We start from the raw sequence: 14,353 nt of genomic DNA on the forward strand, positions 1-14,353 counted from the left end.
TATGGAAAGACCCCTTGTTTCCAAGGGGTCTTCGCTGGTGTCCGGGATGGGACTTGAACCCACACGCCTGTATAAAATAGGCACAAGCACCTCAAGCTTGCGCGTCTACCATTCCGCCACCCGGACAGGTGTCGTTTTCAGACAACGAGTAGACACTATATCGGTATTTTCGGATGATGCCAAATCATGGCGTGTCGCCTGTGTTTGCGGGGATGTTGTAGCCTTGTATCCATGACTGATCCTGTATTCCTTTTCGACCCTGACACCGATGATGTGCCGGTGAACGGCGATGGTCTCAACGCGGGGTGGACGATCACGCTGCCGGCCTCGGTGAAGCGCCATGCCTTGGGGGCCATGCGCCTCGCCGAGGGCGACGGGCTGTCGCTGACCGACGGTCGGGGGCTGTGCGTCAAGACCACGCTCGTCGACGCGCAGGCCGGTCTCGTCAGCGTCGAGCGCGTCGGGCGGCAGCCGCAGCCGGTCACGCGGCTCGTGCTCATCCAGGCGCTGGCGAAGACCGGTCACGACGAGGCGGCCATCGACATGGCGACCCAGATCGGCGTCGACGAGGTAATCCCCTGGCAGGCCAATCGTTCCATCGCCAAGTGGAAGGCGGGCCGTACTGATCGCAAATGGCGGCAGGTCCTCGACGCGGCGACCGAGCAGTCGCGCCGCGTGTGGTCGCCGGAACTGGCGCAGTGCGTCTCAAGCAAGCAGGTCGTCGCCATCTGCAGGCGCGCGTGCGTGCATGGCGATCTGGTGATCGTGCTGCACCAGGATGCCACCATGTCATGGTCGTCCGTGGAGGACGAGGTCTCGCGGCTCGCCGACCGTTGTCTCGCCGACGGGCGGCCGCGCAGCATCAATGTCGTCGTGGGGCCTGAGGGCGGCATCAGCGAGCAGGAGGTGTCCGATTTCGTCGGGGCCGGCGCCCAGAGCGTGGTGCTCGGCTCGAACATCCTGCGCGCATCGACGGCGGGCCCGGTGGCGCTGTCGCTGCTGTCGAGGGCGTTGGGGCGTTTCGCGTGAAGCCGAGAATATCCTCAATACGCAATAGCATGGAAGCAGATTTCCATCACGGCCAGCAAGGAGCGGCGAGCATATGAGCAAGTCCGAGGACTGCCTGTTCTGCAAGATCATCGACGGGCGCATTCCCAGCGAGAAGGTATACGAGGACGACACCACGTACGCGTTCAAGGATATCAATCCCAAGGCGAAGGTGCATGTGCTGATCGTGCCCAAGGACCACTACGCGAACGTCGCCGAGCTGGCCGCCGCCGATCCCGCGGAACTGGCCCATATCGTCGGGCTCGCCCAGGGCATCGCCGACAAGGAGTTCTCAGGCGCGTACCGTCTGGTGTTCAACACCGGCCTCGACGCCGGGCAGACCGTGTTCCACGTGCACGCGCATGTGCTCACCGGCGAGAAGCTCGACGAGTAGGGCGATTCGTGACAACGACGACCCGTACCATCACCATCCCGTCGCAGCTTGACCCGGTGGCCGTCTTCGGCCCGGTCGACGAGGTCATCCGGCAGGTCGAGCACGCGTTCCCTGACCTGACCATCATCGTACGCGGCGACAGGGTGGCCATCGTCTCCCATTCGAAGTCCACCGAATCGCAGGCCTCTCGCGCCGAAGACGTCATCCATACGATTATCCAGGCCGCGTACAGCGCCCCGATGGACGCCGACACCGTGCGCAGGCTGCTCGACCAGGACGTGCTGCCCAACAAGGTCCGCGCCGAACACCCCGGATACGGCAGGTCCGCCGAGCGGGGCCGTGCGTCGCTCGGTGCAGCGCGTTCAGGGGATGCGCGCAAGCCTCGCATACCCGGCGTCATCACTTTCGCGGCCGGGCAGCCCGTGCGTGCCAAGACGGCGGGGCAGATCGCCTACGTCAACGCCGTGGACGCCCACACCATCACCTTCGCGATCGGCCCGGCCGGCACGGGCAAGACCTACCTCGCCGTGGCCAAGGCGGTGCGCGCATTCCAGGACAGGCGTATTCGCCGCATCATCCTGACGCGCCCGGCGGTCGAGGCGGGGGAGAGCCTCGGTTTCCTCCCCGGCACGCTCAACGACAAAGTCGACCCTTATCTGCGCCCACTGTATGACGCGCTGTCCGACATGCTCGGCCCCGACCAGCTGCACCGCTATCTCGACGACGGCACCATCGAGGTCGCGCCGCTCGCGTACATGCGCGGACGCACGCTCAACGACGCCTACGTGATTCTCGACGAGGCGCAGAACACGACGGAACAGCAGATGAAGATGTTCCTCACCCGTCTCGGATTCAACACGACGATGATCATCACCGGAGACGTCACGCAGGTCGACCTCGCCGTGCCACGATCCGGTCTGGCCACCATCGAGGGCATTCTGGGCGGCATCGACGACATAGCATTCGCCCATCTCGACGCCGGGGACGTGGTCCGCCATGAGCTGGTCGGGCGCATCGTCGAGGCATACGACCGTCATGACGCCACCCGTGTCAGGCGCAACCGAGGCAAGGAATCGCGGGAGGACGCACAATGAGCGTGGAAGTGACCAACGAGACCATCTGGGACATCGACGCAAAGGCGTTCTCCGACCTGGGCCTGTGGGTGATGGACCAGATGCGCGTGAGTACCCAGTCCGATCTGACCATCCTGTTCGTGGATCCCGATCCCATAGCCGAGCTGCATGAGCGGTGGATGTCGCTGGAAGGCCCGACCGACGTGATGAGCTTCCCGATGGACGAGCTGAGGCCCGGCGACGGCAAGACCACGATGGAGGGCGTGCTCGGCGACCTCGTCATATGCCCCTGGGTCGCGGCCCAGCAGGCGGCCGCGGCAGGTCACAGCACCATGCAGGAGATGATGCTGCTCACCATTCACGGCATCCTCCACCTGCTCGGCTACGACCATGTCACGCCGGAGCAGGAAAGGCAGATGTTCGGTCTGCAGCGGCAGCTGCTGCTCACGTTCCTGGCCGTGCGCCGCATCACCATCGAACCGGCCACATTGCCGAAGGGCGCGGCCGACGCGCTTGCCGAATACGACGCGTCGCACGGCGGCGGACGGCAGATAACGGAATGACGCGTTTCCCGTCGCCGTTCGGCGGCAATGCCGTCACCGGCGCTGAACACATGAACTCAAACGAAGGATTCCTATGCCGTTGACCGATACGTCCACGATTATCCTGGTTGTCGCGTTGGTCGTCGTCGCCGCACTGCTGGTCTGGCTGTCGTTGAGCATGGCCGCCGCGGAAAGTGCGGTCGGGCGCGTCACACGGGCAGGACTGAACAACAAGATCCTCGAAGTGCAGACCGACACCGAGACGAGCCAGTTCATCCGGATGAAGAAGATCGGCAAGATCCATACTGTGCAGCGGCTCATCGCCAACCGGTACGCCACCTCGGGCAGCTGCGCGTTCTTCCGCATCACATGCAACGTGTTCGACGGCGTGCTGGTGGCGTGCGTGGCGTCGCTGCTTGATGCGCCGATCTGGCTGCAGCTGCTGTGCGGCTTCCTGTTCGCGCTGATCGTCGGCATCGTCTCGGTGCTGGTCCGCCCGCGGTCCGCGGGAGCCAGCAAGCCGATCGACATCATGCTCAATTTGGCGGGACTGGTCAGGTTCGCCACCGCGATCACGCCGTTTGCGAAGGCGGGCGAGCAGAAGGGTCAGAAGCGTCGCTCCAAGGAATCGGACCTGTCCGACGACGAGGAGCTGGAGAAGATTCAGCTCGAACAGGGGCGTGCCACCATCGACCGCCTGGTGGAGGCCAATGATTTCGATCCGGAAGTCTCTGAGATGCTGCGCAACGTGCTGACGTTGTCGGAGACGCTGACCCGCGAGATCATGGTGCCTCGCACCGACATGATCTGCATGGACCGCACGGCCACACTTGCCGACATGCTGCGTCTGTGCTCCCGGTCCGGTTTCTCCCGCGTGCCGGTGATCGGCGACGACGTCGACGATCTGATCGGCGTGGCGTATCTCAAGGACGCCGTGCGCGCCACGGCGTTCAATCCCGCCGCCTCGCAGCGCGATGTCGCCTCCATCGTCAGGCAGCCGATGCTGGTTCCCGAGTCGAAGCCGGTGGATGACCTGTTCCACGCCATGCAGCAGACCCGGCAGCATGTGGCGATCGTCGTCGACGAATACGGCGGCATCGCCGGACTGGTCACCATCGAGGACACCATCGAGCAGATCGTCGGCGAACTTGAGGATGAGCACGACCGCACGCAGCATTCCGAGCCCGAGAAGATCGGCGAACGCAAGTGGAAGATGCCGGCGAGGACTCCCATCGCCACCCTTGAGGAGATGTTCGAGATCGACATCGACGAGGACGACGTCGACACCGTATATGGCCTGCTCACCAAGCTGCTGGGCCGCGTCCCGATCGTCGGCTCCAGCGCGGTGACGCGCGGCCTGCGCCTCACCGCCGTCGACACGGCAGGCCGACGCAAGAGGGTGTCGATGATCGTCGTGGAGCCGGCGGCCGGGTCGCAGGGTCCCGCAGCCGACGACGATGAGCCCCGCAGCGACGAACAGGACGGCGAGTCCGCCTCCCCGCAAGGCAAATGACGGAGCCGTCCGCCCAATGACAAGGTGAACCGCTACCGTAGAGAAACAATGACCAAACCGAACGCGAAGAAAAGGCATGACACGAATATGACCAATACTGACGAGCAGGAATCCCAGCCGGCGTACCGTTCCGGATTCATAGCGGTTGTCGGCAGACCGAACGTCGGCAAGTCGACGCTGATCAACGCGCTGATCGGCAAGCAGGTGGCCATCGCCTCATCGCGCCCGGAGACCACGCGAAAGGCGATTCGCGGCATCCTCACCACCGACCACGCGCAGCTCGTGCTGGTTGATACGCCCGGCATCCACCGCCCTCGCACGCTGCTCGGCCAGCGTCTCAACGACATCGTCGAGGAATCGCTGTCGGATATCGACGCCATCGCGTTCCTGCTGCCCGCCGACCAGGAGATCGGCCCCGGCGACAAGCGCATCCTAAGCCGTCTGCGCACCGATTTCGCCACCAAGGGCGAGGACGGGACGTTCTCGTGGAAGGTTCCGCTGATCGCCATCGTCACCAAAATCGACCAGCTGGGCCGCCAGCAGCTCATCGACAAGCTGATCGAGATCAACGAGTTCGCCGACTTCTCCGACATCGTGCCCGTCAGCGCCCTGGAACACGACAATCTCGACGAGGTCCGCCAGGTGCTGATCGACAACACCCCTGAGGGGCCGCAGATGTACCCGGACGACCAGGTCAGTGAGGAGCGTCCGGAAGACACCATCGCCGAGCTGATCCGCGGCGCGTTCCTCGAAGAGCTTGATGACGAGCTGCCCCATTCGCTGGCCGTCGTCGTGGACTCCATCGAACGGCCCGAAGACAACGAGAGCGGGCAGTCATACGAAGGCAAGATCCAGGTCATGGTCTCCGTGTACGTGGAGCGCGACTCGCAGAAGCCGATCATCATCGGACGCGGCGCCGAGCATCTGGTGCGCGTCAAGAAGAAGCTGCGCACCCCGGTCAACCGCATCGTCGGAGGCAAGGCCAAGCTCGATCTGCATGTCAAGGTCGCCAAGGGCTGGCAGTCCGACCCCAAGCAGCTGGAGAGGCTCGGCTTCTGATTGCGCGCCGCGTGGGCGTTGGCACCGATAAAACGGCGTGAGGCGGGTGGTTCAACAATCGTGTTGAACCACCCGCCTCACGCGTGAAGGATGTCGAGCGTCACTTCTTCTTGGTGTACATCTGCGTGTTCAGCAGTGTGGCGTAACGCCGGATGACCTTGGGTCGGATCACCTTCATCGATGCGGTCAGCAGGCCGTTCTCCTGGCTGAACTCCTCGGGCAGGATGATGAATTTACGCACCGATTCGGCGCGGGACACACCCTCGTTCGCCTGATCCACCCACTTCTGCACTTCGGCGCGCACTGCGGCGTTGGAGGCGGCCTCCTCCATCGTCATATCGCGGTTGAGGCCCTTGGATTCCAGCCAGGGGCGCAGCGACTTCTCGTCAAGCGTCACCAGCGCGGAGATGAACGGGCGCTTGTCGCCGAGCACCAGCACCTGCGAGACGAACTCGCAGCGCTGGATGACCTCTTCGATCGGGCCGGGGGCGACGTTCTTGCCGCCGGCGGTGATGATCAGATCCTTCTTGCGGCCGGTGATGTACAGGAAGCCGTCGTTGTCGAGCCTGCCCAGGTCGCCGGTGCGGTACCATCCGTCATCGGTGAACGAGCCTTCGGTCGCCTCCTCGTTCTTGTGGTACTTCGGGAACACCGCGGTGCCCTTGACCTGAATCTCCTCGTCCTCGGCGACACGCAGCTCGAACCCGGGGAAGGCGATGCCGACGGAACCCTGATGGTACGGCACGCCGAGTGGGTTGAACGCGCACGGCGCGGTCGTCTCCGTCAGTCCGTAGCCCTCGTACACGGGCACGTTCGCGCCGCGGAAGAACGCGAGCAGTTCGGGGTCCAGCGGGGCGCCGCCGGCGACGATCCACTGGGCGCGGCCGCCGAGCACGTCGCGCAGCGTCTTGTAGACGATCGGGTTGAAGGCGGCGCGGCGGGTCTTGGCCAGCACACCGACCTTGCCCTTGGCACCCAGCTCCTTCATGTAGTTCTGCGCGGCGACCACCGCGGCGGCGAACGCCACGCCCTTCGGCCCGTGGCCGGCTTTCTGGGACGCCGCGTTGTACACCTTCTCCAGCACGCGCGGCACGACGATCATCACGGACGGCCGGGCGACCTGAAGGTCGGCGATCAGCGTCTTGATACCCTGGGCGATGTAGATCCTGATGTTGCTCGCCACGCAGATGTAGTTGATCGCGCGGGCGAACGAGTGCGCCTGCGGCAGGAACAGCAGCACGGAGTTCTTCTTGTTGTGCAGCAGGTCCGGCATGTAGACGGGCAGGTTCAGCGCGGTCGTGCAGTAGTGCTCGTGCGTCATCTCCACGCCCTTGGGTGCCGCCGTGGAACCCGACGTGTACACGATGGAGCACAGGTCGGTCTTCTTGATCGAGTCGATGCGCTCGTCGAGCTCCTCGTCGCTCACCGCGGTCCCGTACGCCTTGATCTCCTCTAGGCCGCCGGTCTCGATGCACAGGATGGTCTCCAGCGACGGGCATTCCTCGATCGCGCCCTCTGCCTTGTCGCGCATGTCGGCGGTCCCGACGATCAGCAGCCGCGCGTCCGAATTGTTGACGATGTTGCGGATCTGCTCGGCGGAGTCGGTGTCGTAGATGGTGGCGAGCACGCCGCCGCAGGCCATGACCGCAGCGTCCGTGACATCCCACGCGTAGGAGGTGCGGCACATGAACGCCACGCCGTCGCCCTTCTTCAGCCCGTAGTGCAGCAGGCCCTTGGCGACGCTGCGGATGTCGGCGAGCGTCTCGTTCGCTGTGCTGGTGACCCACTTGCCGGAGTCGTCCTTGTAGGTGTACAGCGGCTCGTCGCCCATGCGTTCGGCGCGGTCCGCATAGATGTCGTAGATGGACATGCCCTCGTCAAGTGGCGGGTTGCCCTCGGTCTTCGTGGTGAGCAGGCCCGTCGTGCTGTCGATCAGCGTCGTGGTCGGGTATCCCGGCCCCCATTCGGCGGTGTTCGGGAGGCTGACCTCGCCGTTCGCGGCAAGAGCGTCGTTCTCCGCGTAATCCGGGCCGTTGGAGGAATCGTCGCCGATCGGGTGCGCGAAGTCACCTCCCAAACGAAGTGCCTTCTGCGTGATATTCGCAGCTTGCTGTCTTACTGAGGTGAACAATGACACGTGACGCTCCTTGGAGGCCTGATAATGCTTAACACATAAATGTTACCCGTAAAAACGCCTCTTTTCACCTTACGGTAGCGTAGGAAACAGCGTCGTGCGGGTCGCCCGCTCGCCCGCGGCCATTCGTCAGGTGAAACGGAACGCGCCAAAAGTCGATTCCTTCGGTACACTTGCAACGGTAAGCAAAGAACGCTTGAGTTCGACGAAGAAAGGGCTCTCATGGCTGAAACCCAGAAAGCCACCGTGGTGTTCGGTGTCCTCAACGAGACATCGCAGGACGAAACCCGCGTCGCATTGACGCCGGATATCGTCACACGGTTGAAGAAAGCAGGTGTGTCCTGCCTGGTGCAGAGCGGCGCCGGAATCGCCGCACAATATACCGACGATGATTACGCCAAGGCGGGGGCCGAGGTCGTCGCCGCGGACGATGTGATCGCGCGCGCCGACGTGCTCGGATTCGTGGACCGTCCGTCTGCCGAGACGGTCGCGCGGCTCAAGGCCGGCACGTGGGTGATCGGCATGCTCGGCTCGTTCACCGATGCCGCGTATGTGGACGCCCTCCAGGCGGCCGGTCTTGTCGGGGTCGCGATGGAGAAGCTGCCTCGCCAGCTCAGCTCCGCGCAGTCCATGGACGAGATGACGTCCCAGAATTCGGTCATGGGGTACAAGGCCGCGCTGGTGGCGGCGAACGCCTATGGCTCGTTCTTCCCGATGATGACGACCGCCGCTGGCACGATCCGCCCGGCCAAGGTGCTGATCCTGGGCGCGGGCATCGCCGGCCTGCAGGCCATCGGCACCGCCCGCCGTCTGGGCGCCGTGGTCACCGCGTACGACGTGCGTCCCGCTTCGCGCGGCGAAGTGGAGTCGCTGGGCGCGAAGTTCCTCGATCTCGGTCTCGACTTCTCCAAGGGGCAGGGCGAGGGCGGATACGCCCGCCAGCTCAGCGCCGAGGAGCAGGCCGCCCAGCAGACGGCCGTCGACCAGAAGGCAGCCGGGTTCGACGTCATCATCACCACGGCCAAGGTTCCCGGTCGCAAGCCTCCGATGCTGCTGACCAAGGCCGGCGTGGACGGCCTCAAGCGCGGTGCCGTCATCGTCGACTGCGCGGCCAGCGACTTGGGCGGCAACGTCGAGGGATCCCGCGTCGGCACGCAGGTGACCGATGGGGGAGTGACCATCATCGGTGCCCCGTATCTCGCCAGCGAGGTTTCCAACACCGCCTCGAACCTGCTCGCCCGCAACGTGGGCGACGTGCTCGCCCACTTCGTGCATGACGGTCGTCTGAGCATCGACCTGAACGAGGAACTTGACGACGCCCTCATCGTAGCCGGACGTCCCGCCGCAGAAAGCAAGGAATAATCCATGGACATCATCGTTGCCATCACACTGTTCATACTCGCGCTGCTCATCGGCGTCGAGGTCATCGGCAAGGTGCCCGCCACCCTGCATACGCCGCTGATGTCGGGCGCCAACTCCATCCACGGCATCGTCATCGTCGGTGTCGTCATCGTCGCCGCGCACGCCACCTCGCTCCTGGCCTGGGTGTTCATCTTCCTCGCCGCCGTGCTCGGCACGATGAACGTCGTCGGCGGTTACGTGGTCACCGACCGCATGCTGGAGATGTTCAAGTCCGACAAATCGAAGAAGTCCGCCGACAAGAATGAGGAGGCCAAGTAATGGGTACCCTTGCTGAAGTGCTGAGCAACCCGCTTGGCGTCGTTGAATGGTTCGTGTATCTGCTGGCCGCCGTGTTGTTCGTCGTCGGCCTGCACATGATGAACTCGCCGAAGACCGCGCGCAAGGGCAACCTGATCTCCGCGGCCGGCATGGTCATGGCGGTGGTTATGGCGTTCATCGTGCTGTTCGTCACCGAGATCGGCAACGGCTTCGAGCATCTCGTCGCCGTCGTGCTGCTGATCGTCGGCATCCTCATCGGCACGATCGTCGGCGTGTGGAGCGCGAAGAAGGTCAAGATGACCGACATGCCGCAGCTCGTCTCCGTGTTCAACACGGTCGGCGGCGGCGCGGCGGCCCTCGTCGCGCTCAACGACATCCTCACCTCCGAGGAGCTGCCGACGCTGGTCGTGCTGATCACCGCCGGACTTGGCATCATGATCGGTTCCGTCACGTTCACCGGCTCGCTGATCGCCGCCGGCAAGCTGCAGGGCGTCAAGTTCCTGCGCAAGCTCACCCTCCCCGCGAAGGGCGTGTGGAACATCGGCTTCATTGTGCTCACCGTCGTCTCGTTCGTCATGCTGTGCGTGCAGCCCGAGCAGCGTCTGCTGTGGTGTGTGCTGACCACGGTGTTCGCGCTGTGCTACGGTCTGGTGTTCGTCATCCCGATCGGCGGCGCTGACATGCCCGTCGTCATCTCGGTGCTTAACGCCTGCACTGGCACCGCCGTCGCCATGAGCGGTCTGGCGATCAACAACATCGCGCTGATCGTCGCCGGCGCACTCGTCGGCGCGGCCGGAGTCACGCTCTCCCTGGCGATGTCCAAGGCCATGAACCGTCCGCTGATGAGCGTGCTCGCCGGCGGCTTCGGCGGTGGCGCCTCGGCCGGCGGCGACGCCGACGGCCCCGAGGGCACGATGAAGGAGACCAGCGCCGATGACGTCGCCGTGCAGCTGGTGTACGCCGACAAGGTCATCTTCGTGCCGGGCTTCGGTCTGGCGCAGGCCCAGGCGCAGCGCGAGCTGGCCGATCTGGGCGACCTGCTCAAGGGTCATGGCGTTGAGGTGTCGTACGCGATCCACCCGGTCGCGGGACGTATGCCCGGTCACATGAACGTGCTGCTCGCCGAGGCCAACGTGCCGTACGAGGAGCTGATCGACCTCGACGACATCAACCCGCAGTTCCCGTCCGCCAACGTGGCCCTGGTCGTCGGCGCCAACGACGTGACCAACCCGGCCGCGCGTCGCCCCGGCACCCCGGTCTCCGGCATGCCGATTCTCGACGTCGACAAGGCGCAGAACGTGGTCGTCATGAAGCGCGGTCGCGGCAAGGGCTATGCCGGCATCGAGAACGAGCTGTACTTCGAGCCCAATACGCAGATGCTGTTCGGCGACGCCAAGGCCGGCCTGCAGTCCGTCATCGCCGCCGTGAAGGAGCTCATCTCGTAACCGTCACCGCACTCGGCCCGCCGGGCCGAACGGAGCGAAACGATATGGGAGTGGGGGGGAAATCCATCCAGCGGGCCCACTCCCATATCCATATCGGTTCCGTCGGCGCATGGCGGCTGCGGCCGGGAAGCTGCCGTCAGAGTCCGAACACGCGGGTGACGAAATTCGTCACCGTCTTCCAGTACACCACCGGTGCCGTGCTGGCGCTCATGGAATGACCTGCCGAGGGAATCAGCAGTTTCTGCCGGTCGATGCTCGCGCAGGCGTCGAAGTTCTCGTCCAAAGCCCTGGACGGCACGAAATCGTCCGCGCCGCCGTGGATGAACAGCATCGGAATCGTGGCATGCTTCAGCTGTTCCACGCACGAGGCTTCCTGGAAACCGTACCCGGCACGCCGCCGCGCGATCGCCCCCATCGTCGTCACGATCGGCTTGGCGAGGAACTTCGGCAGGTGAAACATCGACCGCGCGCAGTCGATGAACTGCTGGCCGACCGACGCATAGCCGCAATCCTCGACCGCCGCCACGACGTTCCTGGGCAGGTCCGGCTCGCCGACGGTCATCATGACCGCGGCCGCGCCCATGGACTTGCCCTGCAGCAGGATGCGGGCGTCCGCGTCGCTGCCGATGATCAGCGATATCCACCGCATCAGGTCACGGCGATCCAGCCATCCCATGCCCGCATAGCGGCCTTCGCTGAGCCCGTGGCCGCGCAGCGCCGGAACCAGCACGGTGAACCCGAGACGGGCGAAACGATGCGCGTACTTCGCCATATCCTGCGGTTGCCCCGAATACCCGTGGCAGCATATCGCATACAGGTGGGGCTTCGCACCGGCGCAATCGGGATCGAACAGCCAGCCATGAAGCTGGATGCCGTCCTCCGCCGAGATGACCACCGGCTGCTTGGACTGGTCGAACCAATCCGCCGCCTCGACCTCTTCGGCCGCGTCGAGGCGGGGTCCCTTGTCCGCGACTTTGCCGTCATCCCTGCCGGATCTGAGCATCGAGTGCTTCGCCTGTGCATCCAGCGCATACGAGAACATGAGATTCGCCAGCCCGTAAGTGGCGCCGGCTACCACGGAGGCCGCGATTCCGCCTCCAACTACTATCCGTGATGTGTTACGCGCCATTGCAAACCTCCCAGCTGATTCGGTGCATGTCCCATTGCGTCCATTGTAGGGCCTCGCCGGGGTCGATGACGGCATGACGACGAAACAGCCGGGCGGATCGGGCGTTCGATTCGTTTGCCGGGATAGACGTTCCATCGAATGTCCCGCGCGGCCGTATAATTGTTTCTCGTTGCTTTGGCGAGGGCATTCCGATTCGCGAGAACGGGTCTGCCGTAATCGACTCGGCGTTGAATACCACCCCTCCTTGGGGAGTTCTGCGGCGCGTCGTGGCGTCAAATAGACAGAACGACAAGTAACACTCAAGGAGAACCATTATGGCAAACACCATCAAGATCGCCGGTGACATCCGTGACGAATTCGGCAAGGGCGCTGCGCGCCGCATGCGCGTGGCCAAGCTTATCCCCGCCACCTTGTACGCGGGCGGCGACCAGCCGACGTTCGTGAAGCTCCCGATGAAGGAGACCACGCTGGCCCTGCGCCACACGAACGCGCTGTTCTCGATCTCCTTCGGCGGCCAGACCAAGCTGGCCGTCGTCAAGGATGTGCAGCGCAACCCCGTCAAGCGCATCGTTGAACACATCGACTTCTACGAGGTCAAGGCCGGCGAGAAGATCGACGTCGAGGTGCCGGTGTTCGTCGAGGGCACGCCGAAGGGTGCCGCCGTCGCGTTCGTCGACCTGCAGGAGCTCAAGGTCCGCGCCGATGTCACCAACCTGCCCGAGCGCATCGTGGTCAACGTTGACGGCCTGACCGACGGCACCAAGGTGCTGCTCAAGGACGTCGTGCTGCCGGAAGGCGCCGAGCTCGACATGGACGATCCGGAGACCTCCGTCGTCAGCGTCGAGGTGCCTGAGGACACCACCGAGTCCACCGCCACCGCTGCTGCCGCTCCGGCCGCTGACGCCGATGCCGCTGCTGCCGCTCCGGCCGATGCGGACGCCAAGTGATCCGTCTCGCATAGCACATCGGATTCCCGCGTGACACACGGGAGTGACGCTTGAGAAAAGCCCACCACAAGCGTGGGCTTTTTTCATAATGTGAACGAGCTCACGCCGAATGCGTCATCGGTGTGAGAAAGTATCTCTCAGAGCCGGTGCCAGAAGCGCCGACTGCCCCATCTGGCCGCCGTGACGCAAACGGCGACGTTATCAAAGAAGTGGTTATGACAGAAAACAATCATCACGATTCCGCCGCGCTGGACAAGCTCACCGAGCCGTTCACCGTGCTGCCGAACGACAATCCCGCATCCGACGCGAAGCGCCAGGAGCTCATCGACAAGCCGGCATTCGGTCAGGTCTTCTCCGACAACATGGCCCACATGAGCTGGACCAAGGGCGAGGGCTGGGGCGACCGTCGCATCGAGCCGTACGCGCCGCTGAAGCTGGATCCGGGCGCATCCGTGCTGCACTACGCCCAGGAGGTCTTCGAAGGTCTGAAGGCATACCGCCACGCCGACGGCTCCACTTGGCTGTTCCGCCCGGACGCGAACGCCGAGCGTTTCCAGAACTCCGCCAAGCGCCTGTACCTGCCCGAGCTGTCTGTGGACGACTTCCTCGGCTCCGTGGCGGCCCTCGTCAAGCGCGACGTCAACTGGGTGCCCACCCGCCGCGAGTACACGCTGTACATGCGTCCGTTCATGTTCGCCTCCGAGCCGTTCCTCGGCGTGCGTGCCCCGCACGAGGTCGACTACTGCGTGATCGCCTCCCCGTCCGGCCCGTACTTCCCGGGCGGCGTCAAGCCGGTGAGCATCTGGGTGGAAGACAAGTGGTTCCGCACCGGCCCCGGCGGCACCGGCTTCGCCAAGTGCGGCGGCAACTACGCCGCCTCGCTGCTCGGCGAATACACCGGCATCGACAACGGCTGCGAGCAGGTGTGCTTCGTGGACGCCGCCACCAAGACCTACCTTGAGGAGCTCGGCGGCATGAACATGATGGTCGTGCACAAGGACGGCCACGTGGAGACCCCGTCCCTGACCGGCAACATCCTGCCGGGCGTGACCCGCCGCTCCCTGATCCAGCTCATGCAGGATCGCGGCATCGACGTGGTCGAGACGATGATCAAGCTCACCGACCTGCTCGACGACATCAAGTCCGGCGAGGTCACCGAGGTGTTCGCCTGCGGTACCGCCGCCATCATCACCCCGATCGGCCGCTTCAAGTCCAAGGAGTTCGACGTGACCGTGGCCAACGGCGAATCCGGCAAGCTCACGATCGACCTGCGCGACCAGCTGCTCGGCATCCAGCTCGGCGAGGTCGAAGACCCGCACAACTGGATGTGGAAGGTCTGCTGAGCGCAGTCCAGTCCTACGTGAAGCCCCGCCCATCGGCTCGATCGAGC

At 64.4% G+C, this 14,353-nt stretch carries 13 protein-coding genes and 1 tRNA gene; 11 read left to right on the forward strand and 3 right to left on the reverse strand.

Features of this window, described 5'->3' with window-relative positions; translation table 11 throughout:
• Positions 1-35 precede the first annotated feature (35 nt).
• Positions 36-126, reverse strand: a tRNA-Leu gene (locus MMB49_RS04370).
• 105 nt (positions 127-231) lie between these two features.
• Between MMB49_RS04370 and MMB49_RS04375 the strand changes: the two genes are divergently transcribed.
• From MMB49_RS04375 to era, 6 genes are all read left to right on the forward strand, one after another.
• The gene (locus MMB49_RS04375) at positions 232-1,029 is read left to right on the forward strand and encodes a 16S rRNA (uracil(1498)-N(3))-methyltransferase (RefSeq protein WP_003812898.1); all 798 of its coding nucleotides are present in this window, start codon (positions 232-234) and stop codon (positions 1,027-1,029) included.
• Between the two features lie 73 nt (positions 1,030-1,102).
• The gene (locus tag MMB49_RS04380) at positions 1,103-1,441 is read left to right on the forward strand and encodes a histidine triad nucleotide-binding protein (protein WP_003812900.1); all 339 of its coding nucleotides are present in this window, start codon (positions 1,103-1,105) and stop codon (positions 1,439-1,441) included.
• Between the two features lie 8 nt (positions 1,442-1,449).
• Entirely contained in the window at positions 1,450-2,535 is a 1,086-nt protein-coding gene (locus MMB49_RS04385; protein WP_047272104.1) for a PhoH family protein, read from the forward strand.
• On the forward strand, positions 2,532-3,077 hold the full coding sequence (gene ybeY, locus MMB49_RS04390; RefSeq protein WP_003812903.1) for an rRNA maturation RNase YbeY: 546 nt from the start codon (positions 2,532-2,534) through the stop codon (positions 3,075-3,077). The genes MMB49_RS04385 and ybeY overlap by 4 nt, the downstream gene beginning before the upstream one ends.
• A 73-nt stretch (positions 3,078-3,150) precedes the next feature.
• The gene (locus MMB49_RS04395) at positions 3,151-4,569 is read left to right on the forward strand and encodes a hemolysin family protein (protein WP_003816896.1); all 1,419 of its coding nucleotides are present in this window, start codon (positions 3,151-3,153) and stop codon (positions 4,567-4,569) included.
• Positions 4,570-4,656: 87 nt separating this feature from the next.
• Positions 4,657-5,628 carry a GTPase Era gene (gene era, locus MMB49_RS04400; RefSeq protein WP_229941018.1) on the forward strand — a complete coding sequence of 324 codons (972 nt, stop codon included), beginning with the start codon at positions 4,657-4,659 and terminating at the stop codon, positions 5,626-5,628.
• Between the two features lie 100 nt (positions 5,629-5,728).
• Here era and MMB49_RS04405 read toward each other — a convergent pair whose 3' ends face one another.
• Positions 5,729-7,765 (reverse strand): AMP-dependent synthetase/ligase, encoded by a 2,037-nt coding sequence (locus tag MMB49_RS04405; protein ID WP_047272108.1) that lies wholly within the window; start codon positions 7,763-7,765, stop codon positions 5,729-5,731.
• A 219-nt stretch (positions 7,766-7,984) separates the two neighbouring features.
• Between MMB49_RS04405 and MMB49_RS04410 the strand changes: the two genes are divergently transcribed.
• The 3 genes from MMB49_RS04410 to MMB49_RS04420 are packed head-to-tail and all read left to right on the forward strand — an operon-like array spanning position 7,985 to position 10,887.
• Positions 7,985-9,124 carry an NAD(P) transhydrogenase subunit alpha gene (locus MMB49_RS04410; RefSeq protein WP_003816824.1) on the forward strand — a complete coding sequence of 380 codons (1,140 nt, stop codon included), beginning with the start codon at positions 7,985-7,987 and terminating at the stop codon, positions 9,122-9,124.
• A 3-nt stretch (positions 9,125-9,127) separates the two neighbouring features.
• Positions 9,128-9,442: an NAD(P) transhydrogenase subunit alpha gene (locus MMB49_RS04415; RefSeq protein ID WP_003816822.1), complete on the forward strand. Its 315-nt coding sequence runs from the start codon at positions 9,128-9,130 to the stop codon at positions 9,440-9,442.
• Entirely contained in the window at positions 9,442-10,887 is a 1,446-nt protein-coding gene (locus MMB49_RS04420) for an NAD(P)(+) transhydrogenase (Re/Si-specific) subunit beta (protein ID WP_047272110.1), read from the forward strand. The genes MMB49_RS04415 and MMB49_RS04420 overlap by 1 nt, the downstream gene beginning before the upstream one ends.
• Positions 10,888-11,023: 136 nt before the next feature.
• Here the strand turns inward: MMB49_RS04420 and MMB49_RS04425 are convergent, their stop codons facing one another.
• On the reverse strand, positions 11,024-12,016 hold the full coding sequence (locus MMB49_RS04425; protein WP_047272112.1) for an alpha/beta hydrolase: 993 nt from the start codon (positions 12,014-12,016) through the stop codon (positions 11,024-11,026).
• A 314-nt stretch (positions 12,017-12,330) separates the two neighbouring features.
• Between MMB49_RS04425 and MMB49_RS04430 the strand changes: the two genes are divergently transcribed.
• Both MMB49_RS04430 and MMB49_RS04435 read left to right on the forward strand, forming a co-directional pair.
• A complete protein-coding gene (locus tag MMB49_RS04430; protein ID WP_047272114.1) occupies positions 12,331-12,963 on the forward strand; it encodes a 50S ribosomal protein L25/general stress protein Ctc in 633 nt (210 codons plus the stop codon).
• A gap of 215 nt (positions 12,964-13,178) precedes the next feature.
• On the forward strand, positions 13,179-14,306 hold the full coding sequence (locus tag MMB49_RS04435; RefSeq protein WP_003816817.1) for a branched-chain amino acid aminotransferase: 1,128 nt from the start codon (positions 13,179-13,181) through the stop codon (positions 14,304-14,306).
• Positions 14,307-14,353 lie beyond the last annotated feature (47 nt).

The sequence above is a fragment of the Bifidobacterium sp. SKU genome (assembly GCF_026016405.1).
Classification (GTDB): Bacteria; Actinomycetota; Actinomycetes; order Actinomycetales; family Bifidobacteriaceae; genus Bifidobacterium; species Bifidobacterium bifidum.